Raw genomic sequence first — 25,932 nt, forward strand, 5'->3', positions numbered from 1 at the left:
CCGCCGCCGCGATCACGGAGCCGGGCGCACGCCCCGGATGCTGGAGAGCGGGAGTGTCCGCTCGATGTCCGCTGCACGGTCGCGTCCGCGGAGCCGGCCGCCGCCGACCCCGGTCGGCTCCAGCAGGTAGTCGACGACGTCGCCGCCGGGCATGGCGACCTCGACGATGACCGTCTGGCGTGCCTTGACCGCCGCATCCAGTTGCCGCGCCAGCCAGCGCTCGCCCGTGTCCTCGCCGGCGTCGTCCTCGGCCTGCCGGAGCCGCGCGACCAGTTCTGCGTCGCGATCGGCCTCCTCTGCGGCGCGGGGATGCGCGAACCGCTGGCGACGGAGCGTCACCTCGCGCCCGTCCGCGTCCTCCGCCACCACGGGGTAGCGCGCGTCGCTGAGCGCCCAGAACACCACATCCCGTGGGTACCGGCTCACCAGTTCGCCGTCTCCGGTCGGGATGAGCCGCAGAGAGCTGAGCGCCTGGTCGATCTGGATGCTGCGGAGCAGCGTCGCGTCCGTCGAACGGACTGCCGACCGCACGTTCTCGCGCTCCGCCTCGTGCACACGGACGCGCCCGTGCCGCTCGGCGGCATCGGCGATCAGGTACTCGATCGGCTGCGGGAGCCCCGTCAGCGAGATCGTGCTGAGGAACTCGCGGATGCCGTCCGCCGTCTCGCCCGCCGTCAGCGCGCGGTCGACCGACGCGGCGGAGAGGCGGAAGGTCGCCGCGAGTGCCCGGGACTCGAGGTCGGCGATCCCGCGCAGGCGTCCCTCGATCTCCGGCGCCAGCGGCCCGGGGGAGACGATCGTGAGGTCGTGCTGCAGGTAGACGCGGTCGACCTCGGCCGGGAACGCGGCGGCCATGGCCTCCGTTGCGGCCTCCGGACCGTTCTCGACCAGCGCGGTGCCCGCGGAGGACGGCGCCTGGTGCGCGGTGACGCCGAGCCATTCCGCGAGGCGCGTGTGCGCATCCACGCGCCGCTGCGCCTCCTCGACGGCCGCCGGATACAGCCAGGCGACGTGCTCGCGCAGGCTGTCGCCCCACGCGGCGCGGCTGCGCAGGGCGAGAAGGGTGCGGAGGTCGGCGGGGAGGGCGTCGAGCCACGCGGCGGCGAGGGCCCGCCAGCGGTCGCGAGTGGGGGAGTGCGACCAGTCCGCGGCGGCCTCGGTCGGCAGCCACATCCCGTCGTCGACGGCGACGAGCCCGGCGCGCTCGGCGGCGGAGAGGACCACCGGGACGACGTCCGCCTCCACCGAGAGGGCCTCGGCCAGGCGCTTGACCGCCGGGAGCGCGAGTCCGCCCTTCTGCAGTCGGCGGGCGCCCTCGCGCGCGAGTTCCGCGAGCAGTTCGGACACGGCCGTCACGGCCTCGAAGGCGCGCTCGGAGGCGAGGCGGTCGGTGAAGCGGCTCTCCGTGTCCGGCACGGGCGCCAATGCGGGCGGAGGCGGGGTGCTGAGCAGCTCGGCCGGCGACGGGAGTCCGGAAGCCGGCCACGAGGCGAGGTGCTCGGTCACGGCGACGTAGACGACGACGCGGCCGACGGGCGCGTCGGAGGCGGGGGCGGCCTCGGCGTCGGCGGGATGGACGAGCAGGAGGCCGTTCAGGTCGGCGAGGGCGGCCGCGGCCGACTCGACCGTGGTTCCGGCGGTCGCCGGCTCGCGGGTCAGCCGGTCGGCGAGCTCCTCGGCGGTCAGCGGGCCGCCGCCGCTGCCCAGCGCGACGAGCGCCGCGAGGCGTGTCCGGTCGAGCGGGGTCAGCGCGCGCTGGAGGGAGTCCGCGTCGAGGAGGGCGTCCGCAAGGTCGAAGAAGTCGGACACCCCCGTCCGGCGGTAGGTGCGCCGGTGCAGCGCGGAGACGAGCTCAGCGTCATCCAGCTCCCGCAGTCGTGCTGCGAGAGCGAGCGTGGTCGTCATGGCGCCGAACCGCCGGTCGCCCCGGCCCCTAGCGCCGGCCCTTGGGTCCGGTGGGCGCAGAGCCGGGCGTACCGTTCGCGCGGTTGAGCGCGCGGTTGCGCCGGGCGCTGACGATGATCAGCACGACGATCAGCACGAACGCGATCGGAAGCGCGACCAAGGGGAAGAAGAACACCGTCGGCCAGAGGCCCTGACCCGATCCCTGGGCGGCGAACTGACCCGCTGCGGTGCCGATGAGGATGGCCGCGATGCAGACCAGGGAGACGATGACGAGCGCAGCGATGATGTACGCAAGGATGCGCTGGAGCCGCGATGCCGGCGGCGGGGTCTGTTGGGTCACGAAATCAAGGATAATTGAGGTTGGTCATACGATCCCCCATGCGAAGTGAGGTTCCCATGCCAACCGGCAAGGTCAAGTTCTACGACGAGGAGAAAGGCTTCGGCTTCATCAGCTCCGATGACGGCCAGGAAGTCTTCCTGCACGCCTCGGCGCTTCCCGCCGGTGCCGTCGTCAAATCGGGAACCCGTCTGGAGTTCGGCATCGCCGACGGCAAGCGCGGGGCACAGGCGCTGTCCGTGCGCGTCCTGGAGGCTCCGCCGAGCCTGGTGAAGATGAAGCGCAAGTCGGCCGACGACATGGCGATCATCGTCGAAGACCTCGTGAAGCTGCTCGACGGCATCGGCGCGAACCTGCGCCGCGGCAAGTACCCCGACAAGGCGCACGGCGCGAAGATCGCGGCCGTGCTGCGCAAGGTCGCGGACGACCTGGATGCCTGAGCGCGGCGACGAGGTCGACCCGGCCGCCGAGGCGGTCGAGAGTGAGGCGGTGCCGGAGGACGTCCAGGTCGAGGAGATCGACCTCGTCGAGGTGACCGAGGATGCGGAGCCGGCCGAACCGCTGGTGGCCGATCCCGAGCTGCTCGCCGCTGTCCCGCTGGCGCTCCAGGCGCTGCGCGAGATCACTCCGGAGAACACGATCGGCGAGCCCCTCGGGCACGTCGTCGAGGCGCCGGGTGTCGTCTCCCTGCTGTTCGCCAGCCGCCTGTCCGGTTACCCGGACTGGCACTGGACCGTCACCGTCGGCCGCGCGAGCGATGACGACGAGCCGACCGTGCTCGAAGCCGAGCTCATGCCCGGCGACGGGTCGCTGCTCGCGCCCGACTGGGTGCCGTGGTCGGAGCGTCTCGCCGAGTACCAGGCCGCGCAGGAGGCGAACGCCGGCGCGGAGGCCGAGTCGGAGGACGACGACGACGCGGATGACGACGAGGACGAGGGCGACGACGAGTCCGAGGAGGGCTTCGACGACGCCGAGGACGACCACGACGTGCACGACCTGCACGACGACGACGATGTGGACGGCGTGGACATCGACAGCGTCGACGTCGACTTCGACGAGGAGACGGACGTCGACACCGACCTCGACCTCGAGGCCGAAGAGGCGGCGGCGCTCGCCGATGAGGACGCCGACGACGAGGACTCGGACGACGACGATGACGAGCCGGATGAGGACGAGGACGAGTCGGACGACGACGAGCCCGACGCCTCAGCGGCGGCGCTTGACGGTGAGGTAGCCGAGTCCGAGGACGCCGAGGACGAGTCCGACGACGATGGTCCAGAGCCAGGTGCCGGAGGCGACGACCGGTCCGCCGACGACCAGCACGACGACGAGGGCGATCACCCACAGGGCTAGCCCGACGACGACGGCCCGCCGGTCATCCGTCTTCACGGGGACCGGATCGGGCCGACGTTCGTCGTCGCGGAGCCAGAGGCGCATCGCGCTCTCAACCCAGCCGCTCGACCACGTATTCGATGCAGCCGATCAGGGCACGCACATCCGCCGGCTCGATCGCGGTGAAGGTCGCGACGCGGAGCTGGTTGCGGCCGAGCTTGCGGTACGGCTCCGTGTCGACCACGCCGTTGGCCCGCAGCGTCTTCGCGACCGCTGCCGCATCCACGCGCTCGTCGAAGTCGATCGTGACGACGACCTGCGACCGGTGGTCGGGGTCGGCGACGAACGGGGTCGCGTATTCGACCGACTCGGCCCACGAGTACAGCGCGCCCGACGACTCGCGGGTGCGGGCGTCGGCCCAGGCGAGGCCGCCGTTGCCGTTCATCCACTCGAGCTGGTTCTCGAGCAGCACCAGCGTCGCGATCGCCGGGGTGTTCAGCGTCTGGTTGAGGCGCGAGTTGTCGACCGCGTTCTTGAGGCTGAGGAAGTCGGGGATGTAACGGTCGCTCGCCGCGATCCGCTCGACGCGCTCCAGGGCGGCGGGGGAGAAGAGGGCGAGCCACAGGCCGCCGTCCGACGCGAAGTTCTTCTGCGGGGCGAAGTAGTAGACGTCCGCCTCGCTGACGTCGAGGTCGACACCGCCGGCGGCGCTGGTCGCATCGATCACCGTGAGCGCGCCATCGTCGCCGTGGACGCGGCGGACCGGCGCCATGACACCGGTGGACGTCTCGTTGTGCGGCCAGGCGTACAGGTCGACGCCCTCCACGACCTCGACCTCGCTGCGCGATCCGCCCGGCGCCTCGATGACGCGCGGGGCGTCCAGCCACGGGGTCTGCGCCGCCTTGGCGAACTTGCCGCCGAACTCGCCGAAGACGAGGTTCTCGCTGCGCTTCTCGATGAGACCGAACGCCGCGGCGTCCCAGAACGCGGTCGAGCCGCCGTTGCCGATGACGACCTCGTAGCCCTCGGGCAGGTGGAACAGCTCGCCGAGGCCCTCGCGCACGCGGCCCACCAGGTTCTTGACCGGTGCCTGGCGGTGGGAGGTGCCCAGCAGCTCCGCACCGGCGCCGGCCAGGTACGCGACCTGCTCGGGGCGGACCTTGGAGGGTCCGCATCCGAATCGACCGTCGGCGGGCAGCAGCTCAGAGGGAATCGTGACGTCCGGCATAACTGAAGTGTATTGGCTGTTGCACGTCCAGGACGGCGCGCACCGGCGCTCCGCCCGCGCCTGCGCCAGGCTGTCAGCCGCACCAAGTAGGCTGATATCCGACGTTCGCGCGCCGTCACGTGGAGGGGTTCATGACCGATCTGATCGATACGACCGAGATGTACCTTCGCACCATCCTGGAGCTGGAGGAGGACAACATCGTCCCCCTGCGTGCGCGCATCTCCGAGCGTCTCGGCCACTCCGGTCCGACCGTCTCGCAGACCGTCGGCCGGATGGAGCGCGATGGACTCGTCGTCGTCTCCGGCGACCGCCACCTGGAGCTCACCGACGACGGCCGCCGCAAGGCCGTCCACGTCATGCGCAAGCACCGCCTCGCCGAGCGCCTGCTGAGCGACGTCATCGAGCTCGAGTGGGAGTACGTCCACGAAGAGGCGTGCCGCTGGGAGCACGTGATGAGCGAGCAGGTGGAGCGCAAGCTGCTGACCATGCTGGGCCACCCGACCGAGTCGCCGTACGGCAACCCGATCCCCGGTCTCGGCGAGCTGGGCGCCGTCGACTCGTCGCTTTCGACCGAGAACCTGATCAACCTGGTCGACGTCGTCCGCAGCAGCGATTCCGGGGTGACTGCCAGGATCCGACGCCTGGGCGAGCCCGCCCAGGTCGACCCCGAGCTCCTCCTGCAGCTCAAGCAGGCGGGCGTTTTTCCTGGCTCGACCGGCACTTTCTCTGCCGCCGGCTCCTACGTCGCCGTGCAGATCGACGGGTTCGACACCGGGCTGGAACTGCCCAACGAACTCGCGGCGCACATCTTCGTCGACGCCTGAATCCCGTTACCGATTCGTTAAAAAGCGGCCAAAAAGATGTGACAAACGGGGCCTCGTCCCGTAGTCTCTTACGAGTCCGAACGGGCCACCACCCGGCCCATCAGGACCCTGGATCGAGACGCTCCACCCCCCCTATACCCGTCTCTCGATCCGTGAAGCCGAAGCCACTCGTGCGGACGGGGGCAGCTCCCTAGTGCTGCCGGAGCGTTGGAGGTCACACTTTGGCAGACTCGAGCACGACCGGTCCCTCCCAGGACCGTTCGAACCCGGACCAGAGCAGCACGGACATCACTTCTTCCCCTTCGACCCCTGTCTCCCGCCGCGCGCAGCGCGTGCAGCGTGAGGCCGCAGCGTCGTCCCGCACGGCATCGTCGCCGGCGCGAACGAACGGCCGCGCCGCCTCGACCGCCGTCAGCACGGCCACCGGCTCCACGGCTGCGCAGGCGAAGAAGAAGCGCAAGGGCGGATGGATCCTCAACGCCGGTGTCATCACCGTCGCCACCGGGATCATCGCGACCATGTCCCTCCCTGCTTTCGCTTTCAACCCGAACGACGCCGAGAGCGCGGGCTTCGGCCCCAGCGCCGCCGACTCGATGAAGAAGGCGCAGTCGCAGACCGTCGAGGTCGGCGGTGTCGCCGCGTCGACCGTCAACCGTGACGCCGCCTCCGCGACCACCGAGGAGCAGCTGGCCCAGCAGAAGGCCGCCGCCGCTGCGGTCGCCGCCGCCGAGGCTGCGCGCCGTCAGGCCGCCGTCGAGCTGGCCACCTACGCGAGCAAGTCGACCGGCCCGTCCGTCTCCGACTTCCTCGCCAACCCGCCGTACCCGAGCTTCAGCCTCTCGCAGGTGTTCTCGGTGGCCCAGCAGTACATCGGCACCCCGTACGTGTACGGCGGCGCAAGCCCCGCGGGCTTCGACTGCTCCGGCTACGTGATGTACGTGTACGCCCAGTTCGGGATCTCCCTCCCGCACTCGGTGTCGGGTCAGGCCGCGATGGGCAAGCGCATCTCGATCGCCGACGCCCAGCCGGGCGACCTGGTGATCATGCCGGGCCACGACGGTTTCTACGCCGGCAACGGCAACATCATGGACGCCCCGGACACCGGCCGGTCGATCTCGATCCGCCCGATCTGGACCAGCGACTACTACATCGTCCGCTTGGGCATCTGAGCCCAGTCGGCATCCCCTCCGGACCGGACCTGAACGGTTTCCGTCCGGTGAACACTCCGCACCACAGCACCGGAACGGCGCGCCCCGAATAGGTGGCGCGCCGTTTCTGGGTTACCCTGGCGTTCTGACGCTGCGTCATGCAGCCGCAGAATCGGAGGATCCGATGGCCGGAACACGCTCCGCCGGGCCGCTGAGGGCGACCGGGTGGGACGAGCGCGGCCTTCCGACGGGATCGAGCATCACGCTCTCCCGCTGGGGCGACTTCCTCGCCTGCCGCCACCACGTCGAGGCCTGCCACCGCCACCATGTGGCGTGCCGCCACCATGCCGCCTCCTCCTTGGGCGCTGTCCGCACGGACAGTGCCCTTTTTGTTTGCCCGAGCACCCTCCCTTTTGTCCCGAAAGGCCGCAGATGAAGACTCTGGTTCTCAACGCCAGCTACGAGCCGCTCGGCGTGATCGCGACGCGACGCGCGATCATGCTGGTGCTGAGCGGCAAAGCGTCGACGATCGCCGGGAGCGGGGCGCAGCTGCACAGCCGCTCCCTGGTTCTGGATGCGCCGAGCGTCGTTCTCCTGAACCAGTTCATCAAGGTGCCGCACCGCCGCATCCCGCTGACCCGCAAGTCCGCACTGGAGCGCTACGGCCACGTGTGCGCGTACTGCGGCAAGTACGGCGACACCCTCGACCACGTCATCCCGCGCGCCCGCGGCGGCACACACACGTGGGACAACGTCGTCGTCGCCTGCTTCCGCTGCAACAACGTCAAGTCGGACCGCCTGCTCAGCGAGCTGGGCTGGAAGCTCCCGTTCGAGCTGAAGGAGCCGCACCTGAACATGGCGTCGCTGATCAGCATGCGCTGGAACGACCCCAACTGGGAGGAGTTCACGGAGCCGTGGCGCCGCCACGAGCTGCAACTCGCCGGGTGAGCACGCCTGCATGAAGGCGGAGGCTGAGGCGCGCGTCGACGGATATTGGGCCGAAGTCTTCGAGGTGGAGGTCGCCCGGATCTGGCATCCGGGCATCCATACAACCTGGGCGCGTGACCCGTGGCCAGGGGTCTACGTCCTTGTTCGACCCGGCGTGGTGCGTCTTCGCGCCCCGGGCAGCGAACGGGCGAAGCTCGAGCCCATCCTTCGAGGGGTCGCCGCCGAGGACGCGTTGGATGCGGGCCGCTGGCGAGTGGACCTCGACGCGTTCTCTCCGCACGTGCTCGGGCCCGCCATCCACTCGTACCGCAGCGACCCCGTGACGTCCGACCCCCGTGACATCGCGGTGGTGTCGGAGCACGACGTCCGGCTGTTCGCAGACGAGGTCGGGGAGGGCGAGTTCGAGGAGTCAGGCCTGGCGGATGCGACCACGGTGTTCGGTGTCCGGGAGAACGGTCGACTCGTTGCTGCCGCCGGACTGAGCGTCTGGATGGCGGAGCCGTCGGATATCGGCGTGCTGACGCTCCCGGGCGCCCGGGGGAGAGGGTACGGCCGCCGGGTCGCCGCGGCGGCGGTGAACGAGGCGATTGAGCTGGCGGGCATCGCCCGCTGGAGGAGCCTGGCGAGCAACGCGGCCTCGCGTTCTCTGGCGCGGTCGCTCGGCTTCGAAGACCGCGGGGAGAACCTCGGGATCAGGCTGAGCCTCTAGCCGTCGGACTCCATCGACCGGAGCCGCATCAGCACCGAGTCGCGGCGCTCGAAGCCGACGGATTCGTAGAGGCGGATGGCTGCCGTGCGACTGGGGCGGGACGTGAGGTCGAGGGTTCGCAGGTCGCGTTCGCGCGCGAGGTCGATGATCGCGTCGAGCAGCTGCCGCGCGATCCCCTTTCCGCGCTGCGCGTCGTCGACCACGACGTCATCGACGTGGCCGCGCCAGCCAGTCGGGAGGGGGAAGGTGGCGAGGGTCGCCATGCCGACGATCTGCCTGTCGACGCGGGCGAGGAGGAGATCGGTTCCGGGATGGTCGAGCATGGCCAGCATCCGGTCGCGGTCATAGCCGGCGGTGGACGAGAGCTGGGGGAGGAGGCGCTCGATCGCATCCAGTTCGGTGGGGTTCAGCGTGGTCGCGACCTCGATGTCGACGGGGGCGTTCATGTCCTCCACGCTAGCCGAGCGGTTAACGACCGAAGCGGAAGGTCCTGTCGGAACCTTCCGTTCGGTGCCGGGGCCGGCAGCGGTGACCCCGGTCAACCCGCGGTGATCTTGCGGCGGTAGATGACCATCGCGAAGGCGTACGCGATGACGAGGATACCGACGAGCCAGGCGAGGGCGATCCAGATGTCGCTGCCGACCGGCTGCTGCTCGAACAGCGCCCGGATGGTGTTGACGATGGACGTGACCGGCTGGTTCTCGGCGAACCAGGCGACCGGGCCGGGCATCGACGTGGTCGGAACGAACGCCGAGCTGATGAAGGGCAGGAAGATCAGCGGGTAGCTGAAGGCGCTGGCCCCATCCACTGTCTTCGCCGACAGTCCCGCGATGACCGCGAGCCAGGTGAGGGCGAGGGTGAAGAGGATGAGGATGCCGGCGACTCCGAGCCAGGCCCAGACCGACGCTCCCGTGCGGAAGCCCATGATCAGTGCGACGCCGATGACGATCGCCATGGAGACGATGTTGGCGACCACGGACGTGAGCACGTGTCCCCACAGCACGCTGCTGCGGGCGATCGGCATGGACTGGAACCGCTCGAAGATGCCGCCCTGCAGGTCGAGGAACAGCCGGTACGACGTGTACGCGACCCCGGAGGCGATCGTGATGAGCAGGATCCCTGGCAGCAGGTAGTTGACGTACGAGCTGCTGGATCCGGTGTTGATCGCCCCGCCGAGCACGTACACGAACAGGAGCATCAGCGCGATCGGCGTGACCGCGGTGGTGATGATGGTGTCGGGACTGCGCAGGATGTGGCGGAGCGAGCGCCCGGTGAGCACACCGGTGTCGCTGAGAACGGTGGCGGTCATCGTGCTTTCCTTCCTGTGGCGGCCGCGCCGTCGGTGCGGTCGGTGGTGGTGTCGGTGTCGGCGTTCTCGCCGCTGTCGTCTCCCGTGTCGCCGACCAGGGCGAGGAAGACCTCCTCGAGCGTCGGCTGCTTCTCGACGTATTCGACCTTCGCGGCGGGGAGCAGCCGCTTGAGCTCGTCGAGGGTGCCGTTCTGGATGATCGTCCCCTTGTGGAGGATGGCGATCCGGTCGGCGAGCTGCTCGGCCTCGTCCAGGTACTGCGTGGTGAGCAGCACCGTGGTGCCCTGGCCGGCGAGGCGCTTGACCGTGTCCCAGACTTCGATCCGCGCCTGCGGGTCGAGTCCGGTGGTCGGCTCGTCGAGGAAGATGATCGGCGGGTTGCCGATCAGGCTCATCGCGATGTCGAGCCGGCGCCGCATCCCACCGGAGTAGGTGGCGGCCTTGCGCTTGCCCGCGTCGGTGAGCGAGAAGCGGGCGAGGAGGTCGTCGGCGATGCCGGCCGGGTCCTTCAGGTGTCGGAGCTTGGCGATGAGGATGAGGTTCTCGCGTCCGCTGAGCACCTCATCCACCGCCGCGAACTGCCCCGTGAGGCTGATCGCGCCGCGGACGTCGCCCGGCTTGGCCGCCACATCCACCCCCTGCACGGTGGCGGTACCGCCGTCGGCGCGGAGGAGGGTGCTGAGGATGCGGACCAGCGTCGTCTTGCCGGCCCCGTTGGAGCCGAGCAGGGCGAAGATGGTGCCCGCCTGCACGTCGAAGTCGACCCCGCGGAGCACTTCGATGTCTTTGAACGATTTCTGGATGCCGCGGACGCTGATCGCGGTTGCGCTCATTTCTTCTCCTCCTGTTCTGCCTCCTGGACCGCCTTGATGAGGCGGGCCCGCTCCTTGTCGATCCACTTCACGCCGCCGTACGACTCCGTGTAGGTCTCGGCGAAGTCGATGGGGTCGCCCCCGACGAGCTCGCTGATCGGCGTGCCGTCGATGGCGGCGCGCTCCCACATGTCGGCGAAATCGGTGAGCATCGTGACGAGCGTGTCGCCGTCGGTGATGCCGCCGTTGTACATGAAGTACCGTTCGAACGCCTTCGCGGCGCCGCGGTACGGCTCCGGCAGGGCCTGCACGCGGGCCTTGTACTGCCGGTACTGCTTCTTCTGTTCGAGGGATCCGGTGATCGTCTCGATCCACTTCGCTGCCATGATCAGTTGTCTCCTTCGTGGAGCTGTTCGATCCGCTCTGCGAGGAAGCTCCACGTCCTCCAGAACTCTTCGAGGTAGTCACGACCCCGGGCGTTGAGGGAGTACACCTTGCGGGGCGGACCCTTCTCGGATGGAACCTTCTCGACATCCACCAGCCCGCGCTGTTCGACCCGGACGAGGAGGGCGTAGATCGTGCCCTCCGCGATGTCGGCGAACCCCTGGTCGCGCAGCCATGCGGTGATCTCGTACCCGTATGCGGGCCGACGCGACAGGATGGCGAGCACGATGCCCTCAAGCGTCCCCTTGAGCATCTCGGTCTCTTGCTTGCCCATGGGACCCTCCTTCCTGCTTGCTAGTCAGTGTTGCTGATTACCGGTACATAGTAAGCATGAGTACCGGTAGATAGCAACACTGAATAGCAAACTTTTTTTGCGAAGGGGATGCCGTGGGGTTCGGTAGACTCGACGGGCCAGCCTCTGTAGCTCAATGGAAGAGCAGTTCCGTCCTAAGGAAACGGTTGGGGGTTCGAGTCCCTCCAGGGGCACCTATCGTTCTCTGATGACCTGGTCTCCCTTGTAGTCAGACCTCGCGGGTGCGTCTGGGCCCATTTGCGAATAGGTGCGAGCCGCGGACTGCCGCCTCGGCGCCGAAGGGCGGGCCGTATCTGGTGGCTGGCCGTGTCGGGCTCCGCGAGATGTCCCCCGTTATCGATACGCTGACCGAAGCATCATATGAGGAGTGGCGCATGGTTGAAGAAACGGGGACCTTCAGGTTCATCGACTTGTTCGCGGGGCTGGGTGGGTTTCATGTCGCACTCGCGCAACTCGGGGGCCACGGCGTGTTTGCTGCCGAGTGGGAACCTACGCTCAACAAGCTCTATTCCGAGAATTTCCCCGGAACTACCGTGTGGTCAGACGTAAATGCTCTCGACAGCGTTTCGGTGATTGACGCACAGGTGCCTGAGCATCACGTCCTGACTGCAGGCTTCCCGTGTCAGCCTTTCTCAAAGGCTGGCGAGCAACTTGGATTTGCCCATACCCTTCAGGGTCAACTCTTTTTTAAGGTGCTGGACATTCTGAAGGTGAAGCGGCCTCGACGGTTCATCCTCGAGAACGTCCCTAACATTCTTCGTCATAAGGGCGGCGAGACCCTTGAAACGATGCTGGCCGAACTGAAGGGGGCCGGTTACGCGGTCGCCTGGCGAAGGTACTCACCGCACGAGTTCGGGGTACCCCAGATTCGGGAGCGGGCCTATTTTGTAGGGTCCTTGGATGGTCTCGACGATTTCGAATGGCCTGAACCCACGCACGCGACGACGGACATCCGAGCGGTGCTCGACCCCTCGGCAAAACCGAGTAGGACGATCCCCCAGCAGACCGCGCGAGCTATCGACATGTGGGACGACTTCCTCCGGCGCTCACCGAACGACGTGAAGCTCCCGTCCTTTCCAATTTGGTCGATGGAGTTCGGCGCTACGTATCCGTTCGATGGGGCCACACCAGCGGCCCTATGGGATGAGGAGGGCCACGGCGCCTTGCGGCCTTATCTCGGTAGCTTCGGCTTCGACCTCAACGTCGGCGCGCGCGGTGAGCAGTTTGACCGTCTTCCAAGCTATGCCCGACGAGATGGCGATTACTCATTTCCGAAATGGAAGCGAGACTTCATTCGTCAAAATCGTGAGTTCTTCTGGAGCAACCGCAAGTGGATCGAACCCTGGATGAATCAGTGGCGACCGTGGAACATGCCGCAGAGTCTCCAAAAGTTTGAGTGGAATGCCCAGGGTGGCGATCGGCGCATCGACAAATACGTGATCCAAGTGAGGGCGTCCGGCATCCGAGTGAAGCGGACAACCACAGCTCCAAGCCTCATCGCGATGACGCAAACTCAGGTACCAATCCTAGGGAAGGAAATCGTCGGCGTCCGCCGGTATATGACCCCGAGGGAATGTGCAGAACTGCAGAGCCTGGGCAGCGTTCGACTCCCTGCGAGCGACCTTGCTGCATACAAAGCGCTGGGAAATGCCGTCAACGCGAGTGTCGTGAGGGCGATCACAGTGCCCTTGCTCGAGGGACTGTCGGTCGCGCCTGGACAAGCGGCACGCAGAACAGCTGCGTAAGACAGCGTGAGACAAGGGGAGAAAATGGCAAACGACTTCGTTGAGTCTGAGGATGGACTTCCCGACGACTCGATCGTCCAGTTGCAGACGGATATCGCGGACCGCCTAGCGACGTTGTCCCAGCAATCTGACACGCCCGACGAGTTCGAGCACAGTGGTGGGTCATTTGTGGCGGATGACGTCGACTTCGCTTCCTCATCGTGGATGGCGCGACTCGCCGAGGTTCAGGACTGGCTGCGGCTGGGTTACGCCCTCCCTCTGGACAGTCCGGCCAGCTTCATCCAGGCGCTCGCGTCAGCACTTGGATTTGAGAATTCCGACGCAGCCGCCGTATTTTCCACCGGCCAGCCCAGCCTGACAGTCTCCGGGCTTGGCCGGCTTTTCGATCGGGCCGACCAAGCGACGCGGATTCAGCAAGTGTTTGTCGAGCAGCTTGAGGAAACTGGCAGCGTCAAGGCGGCTTCCGATGCCTGGAAAGAGGCGTGGGAGGACGAGCCTGAGCCCGATGAAGAGGAACCGCTCGAACCGGTTTCTGCGACTACGGAAGTCTGGCCAATACAGAACTTCACTGACAGTGACCTGAACCTAACTCCGTCGTATCAGCGCGGAGATGTCTGGACGACGAGCGCGCGGCAATTGCTGATTGAATCCATCTTGCGGGGCATTCCCTTGCCTTCTGTCATCCTGCTCAAGCCGGACCAGCCGGGCCGCCCGTATGAGGTCGTTGATGGGAAGCAGCGCTTGACCGCAATCCTTCGGTTCGTGGGAAAGCACCCGCTCGCCGTGGATCGCGTTCGCAAGGCCGATGACGTCCACGAGCAACACGGCGAACTAGTGAAGGCATTTGAGGGAAATTACCCGCACTTCAAGAAAATGTGGAAGGCGTTGGAGCACCAGTCCATCACGTCGAAGATTGAAGACGACTTCTTTTTTCCCTTCAAGCTGGGCAGCAACGACGCGGTCTTTAACGGAGCCCTCGCTGAACTGAAAGGCAAGTATTTCACTCAGATCATCAATCATGTGATCTCTGTGGCGGACGAGCAGCGCACCGTCGGGGAAGTCTTCAGAAAAGTCGTCGCGTACAAGATTCCGGTGATTGAGTATAAGAAGGCAACCCAGGGCCAGATCCATGAGGTATTCAAGCTCTATAACAAGCAGGGGGTTCACCTCAACGCCGAGGAGATCCGGAACGCGATTTATCACGAAGTGGAATTGACGCGAGCCATGCTCGTCGCGGCTGGAGACTCGCCGGTTCACACGGTGGAAGATGTTGAGAGCATTGCGCCCTCGCTGGCGAACGTCTGGGCGGATATTTCGCATCTCGGATCGACGCTCGAAGGTTACGGTTTCGGCGAGTCTCGCTATCGCCGTACCAAGGTTCTCTCGTGGGTGCTAGCGACAGTACTGGGAGACACAGGTGGCAAGGATCTTCCTTCGACGGCCAGGCATATTGACGACCTCCTCAAGAAGGCCAAGGGTACGTTCGACAAGATCGGTGCGACGCCTCCGCTCAACAATCCGAAACTCAGTGATCCTGCCGTCCTTGCATCACTCTTCAAGTCAATTGCTGCCTCGGCAAAGCTTCACAAGGTCTTCGAAGACGAGCTCTGGGCGAAGACGTTCAGGGACGGTGACGCGGGACAAAAGTGGCAAGAACTGCAACTCATCGGCAGTCTCGTTGGCATCGTGATCGCATACCTCGGCGACCCCGGCACTGCCGAAGACCGCATTGAGGAGCATGCGGAGGAGATCTACGCTGAGTCGGCAACCGCCGAAAGGGGGGAGCAACAGTCGCTGTGGGCGCGCCCCAATAAGACGCAGACAAAGACGCAGTGGGAATTCATTGCCAAGGTCGCCAAACGAGTCGCAGAACTATTGGAGACCGACACCGCGGCTGCGAGTGATGCTATTCGCCGGAAATTCGGCTCTTCAGGAGTTGAGTCCCTATTCGCGATGATCGCAAATGATGGACAGTGACAATCCGCTAGCTGCTGGGATCCCCGTCGAAACGATCTTCGCGCATCCCACGCCGAGCGAGAGCCCAGAGGATTCATGGTGGTCACGATATGTAGGGACGCTAGGGGACTTCACTGAGACAGCACATACCGTGCTGGAAATGGACTGTCGATACATCGTCGACCGAGGCATTTTCGGGGCGGGCGAGGCAGGCAGCCCCGCCTGGCCCGAAACTCGAGTTCGGCGCGGGCTGGTAATGGGCTCAGTGCAGTCCGGAAAGACCGCCTCGATGCTCGGCACCATTGCTATGTCTCTGGATCGCGGGATCGACATCGTCGTGGTGCTCGCCGGCACTAGACTCTCGCTCTGGCAGCAAACCTTGGAGCGGCTTGAGGACCAGCTAGATGCGGGTTCCGACACCTCAGCGAAGCAACGGAGGCGACTCCTGATTCCTCGGACGCCGCCGCGCATCAGCATGCCGCTCGACGACCGGTACCGGCTGACGCCAGTCCGTGTCGAGCGAGCTCTTGACAGAAATCAGCCGATTATCATCGTGGCCCTGAAGCACTCGGGGCACCTTCAGGCCCTCGGCCAGAGTCTCGCCCGGGCGCTGCTGCCCGAAGTCGCCAAGATTGATCGACCCGTCCAGATGCTCGTTGTGGATGACGAGGCAGACGACGGTTCGGTACTGGACGCAAATGTCGAAGCGTCGATGGATCCGATCTACGGGAATCTAAAGCAGATTCCTCGCGCGATTGTCGACCTGTGGGCACCGCCTGGTCGGCCTGCTCCCGAAAATCTCTTCGCAACGTACCTCGCATACACTGCTACGCCGCAGGCTAACTTCCTGCAGGAAGAGCAGAACCCGCTTGCCCCTCGTGACTTCCTTGCAACGCTACGCACTCCGTTTGATCGCGGGGATACCGCCTTTCGCTCGTCGACCTTCTCGGATCCGAAAGGGGTCAGCCGCTACTACACGGGCGGCGAGACCTACTACAGGCGAGGCCGCACCGCCGGACTTACCGTGCCGGTTACCGGAGTCTTGCAGGACGATCTGGGTGAAGCCATGCGTGCTTTCTTCGTTGCGGGGGCGATCCGTCTCCACCGCGACCAAAATCGCCTCGGCCCGGCGTCGGCGCGCTCGCAAGAGTTCGCATCTCGAGCTGAAGCGGCGGCGCAACTCCCAAGACCCCATTCGATGCTCATCCATCCGTCATCATTGGTAGCTGATCAGTTTACCGTCGCGGAAGACGCGTTGCTCTGGTGCGGGGTGTCTACCCGCGCCGAAGCGAGGTCGATTCTCGAGTCGGGTGGTTTCCTTCCGGAGTCCTTGAGTTCCCGGCTAGTCGCCGAGGAGCCACTCTGGAAGGCGTGGCTCGATCGCTACACGTCGTCCGCCCGAGCGATTCACGACGAGTTCAACACGGCGAGCAAGCCGAGCCTCCCCGCCTGGGACGATATTTTTGATCTGCTCATCACGGAGGTGATCCCTGGAACTCGCCTCGCGGTCGTAAATAGCGATCCAGACGCATACGATCGTCCCGAGTACGGGGCCAAGGAACTCCCAGACGGACATTGGTCGGCCCCGAGAGACACTTTCACGATCTTCGTCTCGGGCAATGTCATGGCGCGGGGACTCACTTTGGAAGGTCTCACCACTGCGCTGTTCCTCCGGACTTCCGATACGCCGCGCGCCGACACGCAGATGCAGATGCAGCGCTGGTTCGGATACCGCGGCGCCTACATCGAACTCTGCAGAGTCTTCGCGCCCCAGCAGCAACTTGACTTCTTCGCCGACTATCACGACGTCGACGAGGCTCTACGCAATGTGATCGCTGAGGCAATGAATCACGCCAACGAAGCACCCAAGCCCATCGTGCTGCAGGGCCAAGGATTCCTCGCGACGGGAAAGATCGCGAACCTCGGAACGAAGCCGCTGCATCCCGGTCGAAAACCGTTCATCCCTTTCATCAATCCGGGTATTGAGCCCGACCCTAACTCGGCCCTAGTCCAGAAACTGTTCACAGACAACGAATCCACAGACGTCGTTTCCGGTGGCATCGTTCGGGGACGCATCCTTACAGCACCGCTTTCTATATTGGAGGCTGCAGACCTGCTGGACCAGTTGCAGTACCGCGGGTATCTACCCGGTTTGAACACTCAACTCGGCGAACTCTGGTCCCAGGTTGAGGCGCGAGTCGGAGCTGTCCAGCCGCTCGCAAAGGGATATCGACTATACAGACCCCCATTTCCCAAGCACGGCGTTCCACCTTCGCAACCCCGAAATGATTGCCCTTACGGGATTCCGGCATACTTTCGACTCTGGCATGCCGCCACTTCGCGACACGTGCGCGGGCTTTTCGTCACGGGTGTCCGCGGCGAGCTTTGGTCGATGGCTGACTTGACGGCAAAGACCGCGCAACTGCCTCGGTTTTGGATCGGTATCCGATATGGATCATCAACTGCTCCAGTTCCGACAGCTCCCTTTGACTCGCTGCCCTTCCCCATCCGATCCACGGCGAAGGCCAATGACGATGGGTTGATAAGAGGAACATGGGGCACAAATGACCCGGCCGCCGAGGCGTCAGGATACCGCGGTGACGAATACTTCGACTATTACCATCGAGACGAACCGATCCCTCGCGCCGTCGCGGGCGAGGATCCGTGGCGACCAGTCGGCGCCGATGGTCAAATCCTCTTTTACGTGAACCAGCGTTCCAATGACGACAATCCAAGTGTGGCGGTCGGGGTGTGCATCCCGGCCGGCGGTCCCGACCAGTTCGCTGCGTTCGTTTCGCCCGTTCCAGTTGCGGCGACCCCATAGCTTAGCCGAGAGGACCTGTTTTGCTGACCTACGAGGAACTGCTCGCTGGTATCACCGTCCTCGCGCGACCCACGGCGGCCGCTGAGCGAAAGATCTTTTGGAGCTCTGAAGCCCGAATACTCGGCGTGTCTCGTACGCCCGAGAATCGACTCGAGATCTTCCTTGTTGGGACGGAACTGGCGCCGACGCGGTCAGGTCTTCGCGATGCGATGGAGTTCGGCAGGTGGTTTCGAGAAGGGCAACTCGACCAAGAATTTACGGCTAATCGGCTGATTCTCCCAGCCATTGGCTATTTCGAGCAGGTTGCCGCCTTCATCTGCACTGAGTTGACCCGCAACGGCGTCGACGGCGACCTTGCAGGCGCATTCAGGCGGTCGGAGCCAATCATTGATCTTGTCATCGAGCGACTCCGGCTCTCTGACGGCGCTCTCGTTGGGCTCATTGGAGAACTACTAGTCCTCGACGCCCTGACAGCACGGGCATCGTCCGCCGAGGTGGCCCAAATTGTTGAGAATTGGGGAGGGTGGACGCAGTCGCTACGAGACCTCTCGTTGGGAACGATGGGCGTTGAGGTCAAGACGACGACCCGACCGACGTCAACACATGATATCCAAGGTATTCACCAAATTGAGGTGAATGACGGCCTCTCCGGCGGCCCTGTTGAGACCGAACTTCTCCTCGTGAGCATTGGCGTGAACTACACTGTCGCGCACGAGAATGCATTGACGATGCCAGATTTGGTGAATCGCATCAGTTCGCGGCTGAAGCAGGTTGGTCGTGAGGATGTACAAGCGTTGCTTGTAGCTAGGGTGCGGGAATACGGCGCGGGTACCGGCTTCGGCTATGATCACGCGACGATGTCGAAGGACGCGGCCTTCACCCGCCCGATCGAGATTGCCTTCGTTCGAGGGTACGACATGACTGATGGCAACGTTTCTGTCTTGCGTCGCGCCGACGTGATAGCACGCCAGCATGTCGAACTCGCGTCGCTTCGCTACGCGGTTGATCTACCGACGAGAGTCACCGGAGACCTGAACCCGACCGTTGGGCTTCAGCAGATCGCAAAGCGAATCCTTGGGTACTGACCACCAGTAGGCGTGACTCCAGCGCTACCAGCGGAAGAACTAACGACTACTACGAGTTGAGGAAGCGCGCGCTCAGGGAGACCTTCGTCGAAAGAGTCCACCGCCCCAGTCGGTGAATTCGAGATAGCGGCGGTGCAGGCGTTCAGAGTCGGGGTGTTCAGCGATCCGACGTGGCACCAGCAAAGTTCGACCATCCATTGCCTGCAGACCGTGTTTTAGCATGGGGCCATCAGCCTCTGCGAGAATGTCCGCGCGCACATGCACGCGGTAGTTTCCGTCGATGCCGATTACCTGGCGATCAAACGCGGCGTGGTGCAACTTGCAGAGCGACAACCCGTTCGTCACCGCGGTTGTGCTGTCCTCGGCGCCATCTGCTGTTATGTGCGCAGCATCGAGCAACTCGTCGTGCGCGAGAGTGCACACGGCGCATCTCGCGCCGTATGCATGCAGTACACGACTTCGAAAGCTCTTCTGATGTAGTCGAACCTGTACCATGCGTTCGGCGTATCGCCGCTGCTCAGTTGTGAATCGGAGTGGATCGCCGAATAGTGTGAGCGATTCGTCGAACGCGACGTCCACGTATCCCGCGTATGGATCATCCTCCACAATAAATACTGGATAACGCGGCAAATAGAACGAAGGCCGAATCTCTTGGAAGAAGATGAGCGGCACGCCACTCGCCGCCGCCGCCCGCAGCTTGAGGTTGCGGCCACTGTTAAGCGGGCGATCAGGGAGGCGTTCGTAGGAGTATTTCTGCACCGCGCCGTCTGGTGAATCCCCGTACGGTCCCTTCAGAGTTCTGGTGATCGATAGCGTGGAATCGAATCCTGTTGGATTCCAAATTCCGTTCTGTCGGTCCATCAGCGGAACAGTTCGACCGCGGTACGTGTAAGCCGTCCGGAGGAATCCGCGCGGAAATTCGTAACCGCCACGCTCAGATTCTTGGCGCTCGAGCCACATGAAGATGTCCTGGCGGATTTCAGCCTGCTCGACCGCAGTCCATATCAAAGTCGCACCTCCATAGAACCGAACATGAGTAACTTGGTAAGCCGCCGCGACGGCGCCATCCTTACACGGATTCTGACAGGTCTAACAAGACGGGACTCAAGCGGGTGCGCGGACTGCGATGGCCGCAGCGCGTCGAGCTTGCAATCGACGTTGGCGTTCGCGATGATCTGCTCCGCTATCCGGGACTCTCATAGTCGCGCTTGCTCGCAAGAGGTGCCGAATTAGCGACTCCTGCAGGCCAGGCGGACGCCGGTGGCGCGAACGGTGCGGCGGGTGACGCCGTCGCACCCAAATCGAAGGACGCTGCAACGGACTCATCGCTCCTTTTAGGACCAGGTGCCCTCCTGGCATTGCTCGAAGGCATCACTGCGCATCGCAGAATTGCGAGTTCTCGTGTTGGCCCCACACGAACGGCGCTTGAACGGTGCTCGCAGTTTCCCCCAGGGCTACCCAGATGTGTCGTCGACGGGCGCTTCGTGGTGCGCGCCGCCGTCTTGCCCACCAACCCACCGCTCAATCCTCCGGTGGTCCGGCGTGAACCCGTGCTCCACTCCCCACAGCACCGCCTGCGTGCGGCTGCTCGCGCCGATCTTCCGGTAGACGCTGCGGATGTGCGACTTGACCGTGTTCGGGCTGAGATACGTCAGTTCGGCGACGGCCGCGTTGCTTTTGCCTTGCGTGATGAGGGCCAGGATCTCGGACTCGCGGTCGGTGATGCCCTCCTGCTTACCCGGCCAGTCGAGTTCCTCGGCGCTGCGGGCTCGCGCGGGGGAGTCGCTCACCACGATCTGGCCGGAGTTCACGGCCTCGAGGGCAGCGACCAGCTCTGAGGCCGTGAGCGTCTTCGAGAGGTAGCCGTGGACGCCCTGCGCGCTGGCGCTCTCGATGAGTTCTGGATGGAAGTTCCACGTGTAGACGACCACGTGGCGGGCTCGGGGGTTCCGCACGAGCTCGCCGATCTGCGCGTGACCGGACTCGGGCTGGGCGAACGCGTCGTACAGGACGACGTCGATCGGCTCATCCAGCGGGGCGTTCGCGTCGATCTCGGCGACGACTAACCGGTCGCGGAAGTCATCCAGCATGTGCGCGAGGCCCAGCAGCACGACGTCGTAGTCGTCCACGAGGGCGATCGTGAACGGCTTCGTTGCTACGTCCGGGGCTGCCGACATGGCCGCACATTACACCCCTAGGGGTGAGGCGCCCCATCCTCGCCGGTGGTTGCGTGGAGCCATCAACCCCCGACCAGAAAGGGTCAACTGATGAATATCCTGCTCATCATCATCGCTGTGATCGCCATCATCCTCCTGCTCACCGGAGGGTTCGTCTCGTCGCTGAACTTCCTGCTGTGGGTCGGGATCGTGCTCCTCGTCATCGCGGCCATCGTCTTCCTCGTCAGGATGCTCACGGGAAGCCGGCGCGTCTGACCCAACCCACCGAGGCGCTGCGGGGGAGGAGCGGTCGTCCGTTTCCTCCCCGGCCACCGCATCCACCCCTCCGCCGAGGGAACCGGCGTCGTCAGGTGTCTGAGCGCCGGCGCCGGCGGACCAGCGCGACGATGATCAGCACCACGCCGGCGATGAGCACGATGGGGCCGATGGTGCCCCACACCGGTGATCCGCTCATGACGGAACCGCCGAGCACGTTCAACCCCTGAAGCGTCCACAGCAGTCCGATAAGGACGAGCACGATGCCGATGACGAGGAACAACCACTTCGTTTTCACGATGCGAGGCTACGTCTCCCATCGCGATCCGTGGGTGCTCCGCCCGAATCCCGAGACGCTCAGTCGTGCGGAGGGCGACGCAGCCGCTTGATGTCTGTGCGCCGCTTCTTCGCATCCAGACGCCGTTCCCTGGCTCCGCGACTCGGCCTCGTCGGTCGTCGCGGTGCCGCGGGCGGCCGGAGGGCGTCGGCCACGATGTCGGCCAGCCGAGCGCGCGCGGCCTCCCTGTTGCGCAGCTGTGCGCGGTGCTCGGATGCGGCGATCGTCAGCTTCCCGTCGACGAGGCGACCGCCCAGACGCTCGAGGAGCCGCTCGCGCTGGACGGGGGAGAGAACGGCGGAGCCCGCCACATCCCACACGAGTTCCACCCGGGAGTCGGCCGTGTTCACCCCTTGCCCGCCGGGACCCGACGACCGCGAGAACCGCCACGACAGCTCGGACTCGGGGATGGTGAGTCCCGAGTCGACCGTGAGGCCGGGGCGGTGCGGGGCGGGCATGAGTCCATCATCCCGCGCTCCCGCTAGCTGGGCCGGAATCGCAGCGCGGTCACCCCTGACCGGAACTCCTGGCGATCCACGAGGTCCAGCTGGATGCGCTCGCGCAGACCCGCAAGCAGCGTCGGCCCGTGTCCGGCGATGACGGGATGCACGACCAGCACGTATTCGTCGATCAGCCCCAGATCCGCCAACGCGAGGGGGAGCGTCACCCCGCCCACGAACAGGCCATCGCCGGGCTGCTGCTTGAGCTGTTCCACCGCTTGCCCCACGTCGCCGTGCAGCAGTTCGGCGTTCCAGTCGACCTCGCTCAGCGTGCTCGACACGACGTGCTTCCTTGCGCCATCGATGGCCTCGGCGAAGGGGAGCTGCGACTCGTCCATCCACTCAGGCCAGGTGCCGGAGGCCGGCCGCCGCCACGCGGACTCCATCATCCCGTAGGTCACCCGCCCGAAGATGAGGGCATCGGCCCGCTCCATCTCCGCGGTCCAGAAGCGCATCGACTCCTCGTCCGGGGGAAGTCCCGCCTCGTGATGGCAGCAGCCGTCGAGGGTGACGTTGATGGCGTAGCGAAGCGGTCTCATCCCGTTCTCTCCCTTGATGTACGAGGCGCCTACTTACGGGACGGTACTACCTCGCCGCGTGACCATGGCCTCCGCCGTCGCCACGACGTGGCTGCGGTAGCGGCGCTTGGCCTCCTCGTCGGACACGTCGCCGAACACCATCCGGACCAGTTGCGGCGCTGCCACGAACCAGTAGCACATGGCGATGATCGAGAAGAAGATGGCCTCCGCGTCGCCGTCCGCGTCCCCTTCGCTGTCGAGGGCGGCACGCACGGCGGCGACCCGGGACTGGAAGTAGTCGGACCGTTCCGCGAGGGCAGGCACATCGTCCGCGCCGTAATGCAGCCCCTCCTGCTCGAACAGCCAGGCCACGGACGGATCCGCGGTGAGGAAGTCGAACAGGTCGCCGGCGTACGCGGCGAGGTCGTCGGACTGGATGGCCACCGTCTTGGCCAGCTCGCCGAGCTTGGATTGCAGGGTCGCTTCGAACAGGTCGTCCTTGTTGCCGATGTAGGAGTAGATGGACGCCTTGTTGACCTCGGCGCGGTCGGCGATCCGCTCGATGCGCGCGCCCCCGACGCCATGGCGGGCGAACTCCTCGGCACTCGCCTCCAGGAGCAGTCGGATGCTCTCATCCCGGTCGTACCGTCTGGCCATGGCGCCTCCCGCTTTTCTTTTGCCTGGACATGATCTACCATACAACTAAACGTTTATTTATATTGGAGGTCGCAATGAACGTCGAACTCACGCAACGCACCATCACCGAGGCTCGGCTGGACGCCGCGAAGGTGGCAGAACTCACCAGCCGCCCGCAGGCAGCAGGTCCGCAGGTGGTACTCCAGGCCGAGGGTCTGGGCTCGCCCCGTCAGTGGACCGCGCAGCTCCCCACCGCTGCAGACCGCATCGTCGTCGAGTACGACTCGACCGGCGGACGCTTCGAGCGCGCCTGGGCACTGTCAGCACAGACTGGCAGCACCCGGTACTACACGCTGGAGCACGACACAGACGGCGAGTACATCAGCCGCTGACCGCAGCAACCACGTCAGCCGGACGAGAAGGGGCGCAGCATCCGCTGCGCCCTTTGCTGTGTCTGGGATGTGGACCTCGCGCCCTCCGACGAACCGGGGCGTCGCCCTATTGGTGTTCGGGGAGCAGCGGCGTGGACCAGCCGGGATCGCGACCGAGCTGTGCGGCGCGCGCGACCGAGGTCGCCCCGAAGCGGTCGCGGACGGCGTCGAGCACGGTGTCGAGACGCGCCCCGTCATCCCAGTCGATGGGCAGTTCGGGCTGGAAGGTATCCGATCGGCCAAGGTGCGAGAGCGAGATGCCGATGAGGCTGATTCCCCGCTCGCCGATCTCGGGCTGAACCGCGGCGAGGAGGCCGCGGGCCACGGTCAGCAGCACCGAGGTGCGGTCCGATGGGAAGCCGAGCGTGCGCGATCGCGTGGCTCTGGCGAAGTCGCCGAAGCGCAGCCGCAGCACGATCGTGCGACAGGTGCGATCCCCATCCCGCAGCCGTCGAGCCAGCCGGTCGGTGATCTGGGTCAGGATGAGGTCGAGCTCCCCCGGCGTCCGCGGACGACTGCCCAGTGCGCGCTGTGAGCCGATGGATCCGCGGCGCTTCGTCGCGTTGACCGGGCGGGGGTCGCGCAGCCGGGCCAGGGCGTGCAGGTGCGCGCCGGCCGCCTTGCCGAGCAGCCTCTCGGTGGTGGCTTCTTCGAGTTCGGCGAGCTGACCGACGGTGCGGATACCGAGGCGGTGGAGCTTCTCTGCGGTGACGGCGCCGACGCCCCAGAGACGTTCCACGGGGAGCGGGAGCAGGAACTCCTGCTCCCGGTCGGGTTCCACCAGGATGAGGCCGTCGGGTTTGCTCACGGCGCTTGCGACTTTCGCGAGGAACTTCGTTCGGGCGATCCCGACCGAGATGGCGAGTCCGACCTCCGCGCGAACGCGTTCCCGCAGGCGCGTCGCGATCTGCTCGGGTGTGCCGGCGATGCGTCGGAGCCCACCCACTTCGAGGAAGGCCTCGTCGATCGACAGTCCCTCGACGATGGGGGTCGTATCGCGGAAGATCGCGAACACGTCCTTGCTCGCGGCGGAGTACGCATCCATTCGAGGCGGGACGACGACGGCCTCGGGGCACAGGTCGCGCGCCTGCCGGCCGCCCATCGCGGTGCGCACCCCGCGCGCTTTCGCCTCGTAGCTAGCAGCGAGCACGACGCCACCGCCGACGATGACCGGGCGGCCGCGCAGCTCCGGCGCATCGCGCTGCTCGACGGAGGCGTAGAAGGCGTCGAGGTCGGCATGCAGCACGGTCGCCTCGCCCCGCATCTCGGCCTCCGATCCGTCGAACGTGCGTTCAGGTGAATCGTCGCAGGGACCGCGGACATCGGAGGTGAGACCGCGGTGCGGAGACCGAGGGCGTCAGGGCAGGTCGGCCCACCAAGAGGGAGAGGTTCGTCTACAGGCCGACCTGGCCGGCCGCATACTCCGCCTGCTCGGGGGTGAACTTGTTGCCGTACGGCGAGCTCAATTGGTCGACGAGCGACTGGTGCGAGAACCCCTGGCCTGACGACAAGTACCCCTTCGCGGCGATCACGGCCTGGGCGTTCCAATCGGCGTGAAGCGAGTCCACGGCAGCAGTCGCGTCGGCCGCAGCGAATCCGTTGCCGTACGGCGACGTGAGCTGATCGATCAGGCCTTGGTAGCTGAAGCCCATACCGCTGCTCAGATAGCCCTTTGCGGCGAGGAGCGCTTGCTGCTGAGCGACGCTGAGCACCGGGCCTGCCGGCGTCGGTGCCGCGGACGGGGCGGCGGCCTTCAGGCTCGACGATTTGACGACGGTCAGCTTGATCTTGGTACCGGACTTGACCTTCGACCCTGCTTTCGGTGATTGCTTCGTGACCGTCCAGTTCTTGGACAGGATGACGACGCTGCCGCTCGGAGGGCTATACGTGTAACCGAGCCCGGCCTTCTTCAGTGCTGCCTTGGCGTCGGAAGCGGTCTTGCCGACGACGTTCGGTACGGTCTTCGACTTCGACGAGGTGGTCGCGAGCTGCGCCGAACTTGCCTGTGATTCGACAGCGATAGCGCTGGACGAGGGCCCAGCAAGTGGAGCTGCTACGACGAGAGCCGCAACAAGGGCAGCAGCAGCGATGAACGCGTGACGGATGAGCGGCCGGGCCGAAATGTGCATTGTGATTCCCCCAGTTATCGAGTGCCCTGA

29 protein-coding genes, 1 tRNA gene and 1 pseudogene are annotated in these 25,932 nt (G+C 65.5%); 13 read left to right on the forward strand and 18 right to left on the reverse strand.

The genetic code is table 11. The annotated features are described in order from the left end of the window. Positions 1–12: 12 nt before the first annotated feature. Positions 13–1,905: a helicase-associated domain-containing protein gene (locus tag H284_RS0116375; RefSeq protein WP_020077080.1), complete on the reverse strand. Its 1,893-nt coding sequence runs from the start codon at positions 1,903–1,905 to the stop codon at positions 13–15. Between the two features lie 28 nt (positions 1,906–1,933). Further along, on the reverse strand, positions 1,934–2,245 hold the full coding sequence (locus tag H284_RS0116380; RefSeq protein ID WP_018191748.1) for a hypothetical protein: 312 nt from the start codon (positions 2,243–2,245) through the stop codon (positions 1,934–1,936). Positions 2,246–2,301: 56 nt separating this feature from the next. On the opposite strand from H284_RS0116380, the gene H284_RS0116385 reads away from it, so the two are divergent. Both H284_RS0116385 and H284_RS0116390 read left to right on the forward strand, forming a co-directional pair. Further along, on the forward strand, positions 2,302–2,682 hold the full coding sequence (locus tag H284_RS0116385) for a cold-shock protein (RefSeq protein ID WP_020077081.1): 381 nt from the start codon (positions 2,302–2,304) through the stop codon (positions 2,680–2,682). Next, positions 2,675–3,595, forward strand: coding sequence for a DUF3027 domain-containing protein (locus tag H284_RS0116390; protein WP_020077082.1), 921 nt, complete (start codon positions 2,675–2,677; stop codon positions 3,593–3,595). Before H284_RS0116385 ends, H284_RS0116390 begins: the two co-directional genes overlap by 8 nt. Here the strand turns inward: H284_RS0116390 and H284_RS21225 are convergent. Together H284_RS21225 and serC are read right to left on the reverse strand one after the other, a co-directional pair. Next, positions 3,515–3,679: pseudogene (locus H284_RS21225) on the reverse strand (DUF2530 domain-containing protein); the annotation flags it as partial. The gene H284_RS0116390 and the pseudogene H284_RS21225 overlap by 81 nt on opposite strands. Positions 3,680–3,686: 7 nt before the next feature. Beyond that, positions 3,687–4,802, reverse strand: coding sequence for a phosphoserine transaminase (gene serC / locus H284_RS0116395; RefSeq protein WP_020077083.1), 1,116 nt, complete (start codon positions 4,800–4,802; stop codon positions 3,687–3,689). Between the two features lie 131 nt (positions 4,803–4,933). Between serC and H284_RS0116400 the strand changes: the two genes are divergently transcribed. After that, positions 4,934–5,626, forward strand: a complete 693-nt coding sequence (locus tag H284_RS0116400; RefSeq protein ID WP_018191744.1) for an iron-dependent transcriptional repressor DtxR — start codon at positions 4,934–4,936, stop codon at positions 5,624–5,626. A gap of 214 nt (positions 5,627–5,840) precedes the next feature. Here H284_RS0116400 and H284_RS20945 read toward each other — a convergent pair whose 3' ends face one another. Next, complete coding sequence (locus H284_RS20945) at positions 5,841–6,146, reverse strand: hypothetical protein (protein ID WP_155885508.1); 306 nt, start codon at positions 6,144–6,146, stop codon at positions 5,841–5,843. On the opposite strand from H284_RS20945, the gene H284_RS20360 reads away from it, so the two are divergent. From H284_RS20360 to H284_RS20575, 3 genes are all read left to right on the forward strand, one after another. Then, the gene (locus H284_RS20360) at positions 6,145–6,795 is read left to right on the forward strand and encodes a C40 family peptidase (RefSeq protein ID WP_081630439.1); all 651 of its coding nucleotides are present in this window, start codon (positions 6,145–6,147) and stop codon (positions 6,793–6,795) included. The two genes, H284_RS20945 and H284_RS20360, sit on opposite strands and share 2 nt — an antisense overlap. 411 nt (positions 6,796–7,206) lie before the next feature. Then, entirely contained in the window at positions 7,207–7,722 is a 516-nt protein-coding gene (locus H284_RS0116410) for an HNH endonuclease (RefSeq protein WP_018191742.1), read from the forward strand. 10 nt (positions 7,723–7,732) lie between these two features. After that, positions 7,733–8,431 (forward strand): GNAT family N-acetyltransferase, encoded by a 699-nt coding sequence (locus tag H284_RS20575; RefSeq protein WP_020077084.1) that lies wholly within the window; start codon positions 7,733–7,735, stop codon positions 8,429–8,431. On the opposite strand, the gene H284_RS0116420 is transcribed toward H284_RS20575, so the two are convergent. The 5 genes from H284_RS0116420 to H284_RS0116440 all read right to left on the reverse strand — a co-directional run bounded on the left by H284_RS0116420 (position 8,428) and on the right by H284_RS0116440 (position 11,270). Further along, positions 8,428–8,877, reverse strand: a complete 450-nt coding sequence (locus tag H284_RS0116420; protein WP_020077085.1) for a GNAT family N-acetyltransferase — start codon at positions 8,875–8,877, stop codon at positions 8,428–8,430. The genes H284_RS20575 and H284_RS0116420 overlap by 4 nt on opposite strands. Positions 8,878–8,969: 92 nt before the next feature. Further along, on the reverse strand, positions 8,970–9,740 hold the full coding sequence (locus H284_RS0116425) for an ABC transporter permease (protein WP_018191739.1): 771 nt from the start codon (positions 9,738–9,740) through the stop codon (positions 8,970–8,972). Then, complete coding sequence (locus H284_RS0116430) at positions 9,737–10,573, reverse strand: ABC transporter ATP-binding protein (protein ID WP_018191738.1); 837 nt, start codon at positions 10,571–10,573, stop codon at positions 9,737–9,739. Before H284_RS0116430 ends, H284_RS0116425 begins: the two co-directional genes overlap by 4 nt. Continuing rightward, positions 10,570–10,938, reverse strand: a complete 369-nt coding sequence (locus tag H284_RS0116435) for a DUF1048 domain-containing protein (protein ID WP_020077086.1) — start codon at positions 10,936–10,938, stop codon at positions 10,570–10,572. Before H284_RS0116435 ends, H284_RS0116430 begins: the two co-directional genes overlap by 4 nt. A gap of 2 nt (positions 10,939–10,940) precedes the next feature. Then, entirely contained in the window at positions 10,941–11,270 is a 330-nt protein-coding gene (locus H284_RS0116440; RefSeq protein ID WP_020077087.1) for a PadR family transcriptional regulator, read from the reverse strand. 140 nt (positions 11,271–11,410) lie between these two features. Here H284_RS0116440 and H284_RS0116445 point away from each other — a divergent pair. From H284_RS0116445 to H284_RS0116455, 5 genes are all read left to right on the forward strand, one after another. After that, a tRNA-Arg gene (locus H284_RS0116445) sits at positions 11,411–11,482 on the forward strand. A 201-nt stretch (positions 11,483–11,683) separates the two neighbouring features. After that, positions 11,684–13,054: a DNA cytosine methyltransferase gene (locus tag H284_RS20785; protein WP_081630423.1), complete on the forward strand. Its 1,371-nt coding sequence runs from the start codon at positions 11,684–11,686 to the stop codon at positions 13,052–13,054. 24 nt (positions 13,055–13,078) lie between these two features. Next, positions 13,079–15,031, forward strand: a complete 1,953-nt coding sequence (locus H284_RS20580; RefSeq protein ID WP_020077088.1) for a DUF262 domain-containing protein — start codon at positions 13,079–13,081, stop codon at positions 15,029–15,031. Continuing rightward, entirely contained in the window at positions 15,018–17,834 is a 2,817-nt protein-coding gene (locus tag H284_RS20790) for a Z1 domain-containing protein (RefSeq protein ID WP_231371264.1), read from the forward strand. The genes H284_RS20580 and H284_RS20790 overlap by 14 nt, the downstream gene beginning before the upstream one ends. A gap of 20 nt (positions 17,835–17,854) precedes the next feature. Next, positions 17,855–18,919, forward strand: coding sequence for a PD-(D/E)XK motif protein (locus tag H284_RS0116455; protein WP_155885509.1), 1,065 nt, complete (start codon positions 17,855–17,857; stop codon positions 18,917–18,919). Between the two features lie 72 nt (positions 18,920–18,991). Here H284_RS0116455 and H284_RS20795 read toward each other — a convergent pair whose 3' ends face one another. Both H284_RS20795 and H284_RS0116460 read right to left on the reverse strand, forming a co-directional pair. Continuing rightward, positions 18,992–19,780: an HNH endonuclease gene (locus H284_RS20795; RefSeq protein ID WP_196802845.1), complete on the reverse strand. Its 789-nt coding sequence runs from the start codon at positions 19,778–19,780 to the stop codon at positions 18,992–18,994. Between the two features lie 593 nt (positions 19,781–20,373). Further along, positions 20,374–21,096: a response regulator transcription factor gene (locus H284_RS0116460; protein ID WP_020077090.1), complete on the reverse strand. Its 723-nt coding sequence runs from the start codon at positions 21,094–21,096 to the stop codon at positions 20,374–20,376. Positions 21,097–21,186: 90 nt separating this feature from the next. Here H284_RS0116460 and H284_RS21105 point away from each other — a divergent pair, with 90 nt between their 5' ends. Beyond that, positions 21,187–21,351, forward strand: coding sequence for a hypothetical protein (locus H284_RS21105; protein ID WP_018191731.1), 165 nt, complete (start codon positions 21,187–21,189; stop codon positions 21,349–21,351). 91 nt (positions 21,352–21,442) lie between these two features. On the opposite strand, the gene H284_RS0116470 is transcribed toward H284_RS21105, so the two are convergent. From H284_RS0116470 to H284_RS0116485, 4 genes are read right to left on the reverse strand one after another with little or no spacing between them, the layout of a single operon-like run. After that, on the reverse strand, positions 21,443–21,649 hold the full coding sequence (locus H284_RS0116470; RefSeq protein WP_029042984.1) for a hypothetical protein: 207 nt from the start codon (positions 21,647–21,649) through the stop codon (positions 21,443–21,445). 59 nt (positions 21,650–21,708) lie between these two features. Further along, positions 21,709–22,146: an alternative ribosome rescue aminoacyl-tRNA hydrolase ArfB gene (arfB, locus tag H284_RS0116475; RefSeq protein WP_020077092.1), complete on the reverse strand. Its 438-nt coding sequence runs from the start codon at positions 22,144–22,146 to the stop codon at positions 21,709–21,711. Between the two features lie 23 nt (positions 22,147–22,169). Continuing rightward, on the reverse strand, positions 22,170–22,727 hold the full coding sequence (locus H284_RS0116480; RefSeq protein ID WP_020077093.1) for a dihydrofolate reductase family protein: 558 nt from the start codon (positions 22,725–22,727) through the stop codon (positions 22,170–22,172). 33 nt (positions 22,728–22,760) lie between these two features. Beyond that, the gene (locus H284_RS0116485; RefSeq protein ID WP_020077094.1) at positions 22,761–23,363 is read right to left on the reverse strand and encodes a TetR/AcrR family transcriptional regulator; all 603 of its coding nucleotides are present in this window, start codon (positions 23,361–23,363) and stop codon (positions 22,761–22,763) included. 74 nt (positions 23,364–23,437) lie between these two features. Here H284_RS0116485 and H284_RS0116490 point away from each other — a divergent pair, with 74 nt between their 5' ends. Further along, positions 23,438–23,734, forward strand: coding sequence for a hypothetical protein (locus tag H284_RS0116490; RefSeq protein ID WP_018191726.1), 297 nt, complete (start codon positions 23,438–23,440; stop codon positions 23,732–23,734). Between the two features lie 106 nt (positions 23,735–23,840). On the opposite strand, the gene dinB is transcribed toward H284_RS0116490, so the two are convergent. Together dinB and H284_RS0116500 are read right to left on the reverse strand one after the other, a co-directional pair. After that, positions 23,841–25,037: a DNA polymerase IV gene (gene dinB, locus H284_RS0116495; protein WP_018191725.1), complete on the reverse strand. Its 1,197-nt coding sequence runs from the start codon at positions 25,035–25,037 to the stop codon at positions 23,841–23,843. 130 nt (positions 25,038–25,167) lie between these two features. Continuing rightward, on the reverse strand, positions 25,168–25,902 hold the full coding sequence (locus tag H284_RS0116500; protein WP_018191724.1) for an Ltp family lipoprotein: 735 nt from the start codon (positions 25,900–25,902) through the stop codon (positions 25,168–25,170). Between the last annotated feature and the right edge of the window lie 30 nt (positions 25,903–25,932).

Origin of the sequence: Cryocola sp. 340MFSha3.1 (assembly GCF_000383315.1) — a bacterium.
GTDB lineage: Bacteria > Actinomycetota > Actinomycetes > Actinomycetales > Microbacteriaceae > Leifsonia.

What these genes read in the sequence shown, in the direction of transcription:
- H284_RS0116460 (WP_020077090.1), bottom strand. Translation starts at nt 21,096, where the DNA reads ATGTCGGCAGCCCCGGACGTAGCAACGAAGCCGTTCACGATCGCCCTC.
- H284_RS20785 (WP_081630423.1), top strand. Translation starts at nt 11,684, where the DNA reads ATGGTTGAAGAAACGGGGACCTTCAGGTTCATCGACTTGTTCGCGGGG.
- H284_RS20580 (WP_020077088.1), top strand. Translation starts at nt 13,079, where the DNA reads ATGGCAAACGACTTCGTTGAGTCTGAGGATGGACTTCCCGACGACTCG.
- H284_RS0116425 (WP_018191739.1), bottom strand. Translation starts at nt 9,740, where the DNA reads ATGACCGCCACCGTTCTCAGCGACACCGGTGTGCTCACCGGGCGCTCG.
- H284_RS20795 (WP_196802845.1), bottom strand. Translation starts at nt 19,780, where the DNA reads ATGGACCGACAGAACGGAATTTGGAATCCAACAGGATTCGATTCCACG.
- H284_RS0116375 (WP_020077080.1), bottom strand. Translation starts at nt 1,905, where the DNA reads ATGACGACCACGCTCGCTCTCGCAGCACGACTGCGGGAGCTGGATGAC.
- H284_RS20575 (WP_020077084.1), top strand. Translation starts at nt 7,733, where the DNA reads ATGAAGGCGGAGGCTGAGGCGCGCGTCGACGGATATTGGGCCGAAGTC.
- H284_RS0116430 (WP_018191738.1), bottom strand. Translation starts at nt 10,573, where the DNA reads ATGAGCGCAACCGCGATCAGCGTCCGCGGCATCCAGAAATCGTTCAAA.
- H284_RS20360 (WP_081630439.1), top strand. Translation starts at nt 6,145, where the DNA reads ATGTCCCTCCCTGCTTTCGCTTTCAACCCGAACGACGCCGAGAGCGCG.
- serC (WP_020077083.1), bottom strand. Translation starts at nt 4,802, where the DNA reads ATGCCGGACGTCACGATTCCCTCTGAGCTGCTGCCCGCCGACGGTCGA.
- H284_RS0116480 (WP_020077093.1), bottom strand. Translation starts at nt 22,727, where the DNA reads ATGAGACCGCTTCGCTACGCCATCAACGTCACCCTCGACGGCTGCTGC.
- arfB (WP_020077092.1), bottom strand. Translation starts at nt 22,146, where the DNA reads ATGCCCGCCCCGCACCGCCCCGGCCTCACGGTCGACTCGGGACTCACC.
- H284_RS0116435 (WP_020077086.1), bottom strand. Translation starts at nt 10,938, where the DNA reads ATGGCAGCGAAGTGGATCGAGACGATCACCGGATCCCTCGAACAGAAG.
- dinB (WP_018191725.1), bottom strand. Translation starts at nt 25,037, where the DNA reads ATGCGGGGCGAGGCGACCGTGCTGCATGCCGACCTCGACGCCTTCTAC.
- H284_RS0116440 (WP_020077087.1), bottom strand. Translation starts at nt 11,270, where the DNA reads ATGGGCAAGCAAGAGACCGAGATGCTCAAGGGGACGCTTGAGGGCATC.
- H284_RS20790 (WP_231371264.1), top strand. Translation starts at nt 15,018, where the DNA reads ATGATGGACAGTGACAATCCGCTAGCTGCTGGGATCCCCGTCGAAACG.
- H284_RS0116390 (WP_020077082.1), top strand. Translation starts at nt 2,675, where the DNA reads ATGCCTGAGCGCGGCGACGAGGTCGACCCGGCCGCCGAGGCGGTCGAG.
- H284_RS0116420 (WP_020077085.1), bottom strand. Translation starts at nt 8,877, where the DNA reads ATGAACGCCCCCGTCGACATCGAGGTCGCGACCACGCTGAACCCCACC.
- H284_RS21105 (WP_018191731.1), top strand. Translation starts at nt 21,187, where the DNA reads ATGAATATCCTGCTCATCATCATCGCTGTGATCGCCATCATCCTCCTG.
- H284_RS0116385 (WP_020077081.1), top strand. Translation starts at nt 2,302, where the DNA reads ATGCCAACCGGCAAGGTCAAGTTCTACGACGAGGAGAAAGGCTTCGGC.
- H284_RS20945 (WP_155885508.1), bottom strand. Translation starts at nt 6,146, where the DNA reads ATGGTCGCGATGATCCCGGTGGCGACGGTGATGACACCGGCGTTGAGG.
- H284_RS0116500 (WP_018191724.1), bottom strand. Translation starts at nt 25,902, where the DNA reads ATGCACATTTCGGCCCGGCCGCTCATCCGTCACGCGTTCATCGCTGCT.
- H284_RS0116490 (WP_018191726.1), top strand. Translation starts at nt 23,438, where the DNA reads ATGAACGTCGAACTCACGCAACGCACCATCACCGAGGCTCGGCTGGAC.
- H284_RS0116485 (WP_020077094.1), bottom strand. Translation starts at nt 23,363, where the DNA reads ATGGCCAGACGGTACGACCGGGATGAGAGCATCCGACTGCTCCTGGAG.
- H284_RS0116410 (WP_018191742.1), top strand. Translation starts at nt 7,207, where the DNA reads ATGAAGACTCTGGTTCTCAACGCCAGCTACGAGCCGCTCGGCGTGATC.
- H284_RS0116400 (WP_018191744.1), top strand. Translation starts at nt 4,934, where the DNA reads ATGACCGATCTGATCGATACGACCGAGATGTACCTTCGCACCATCCTG.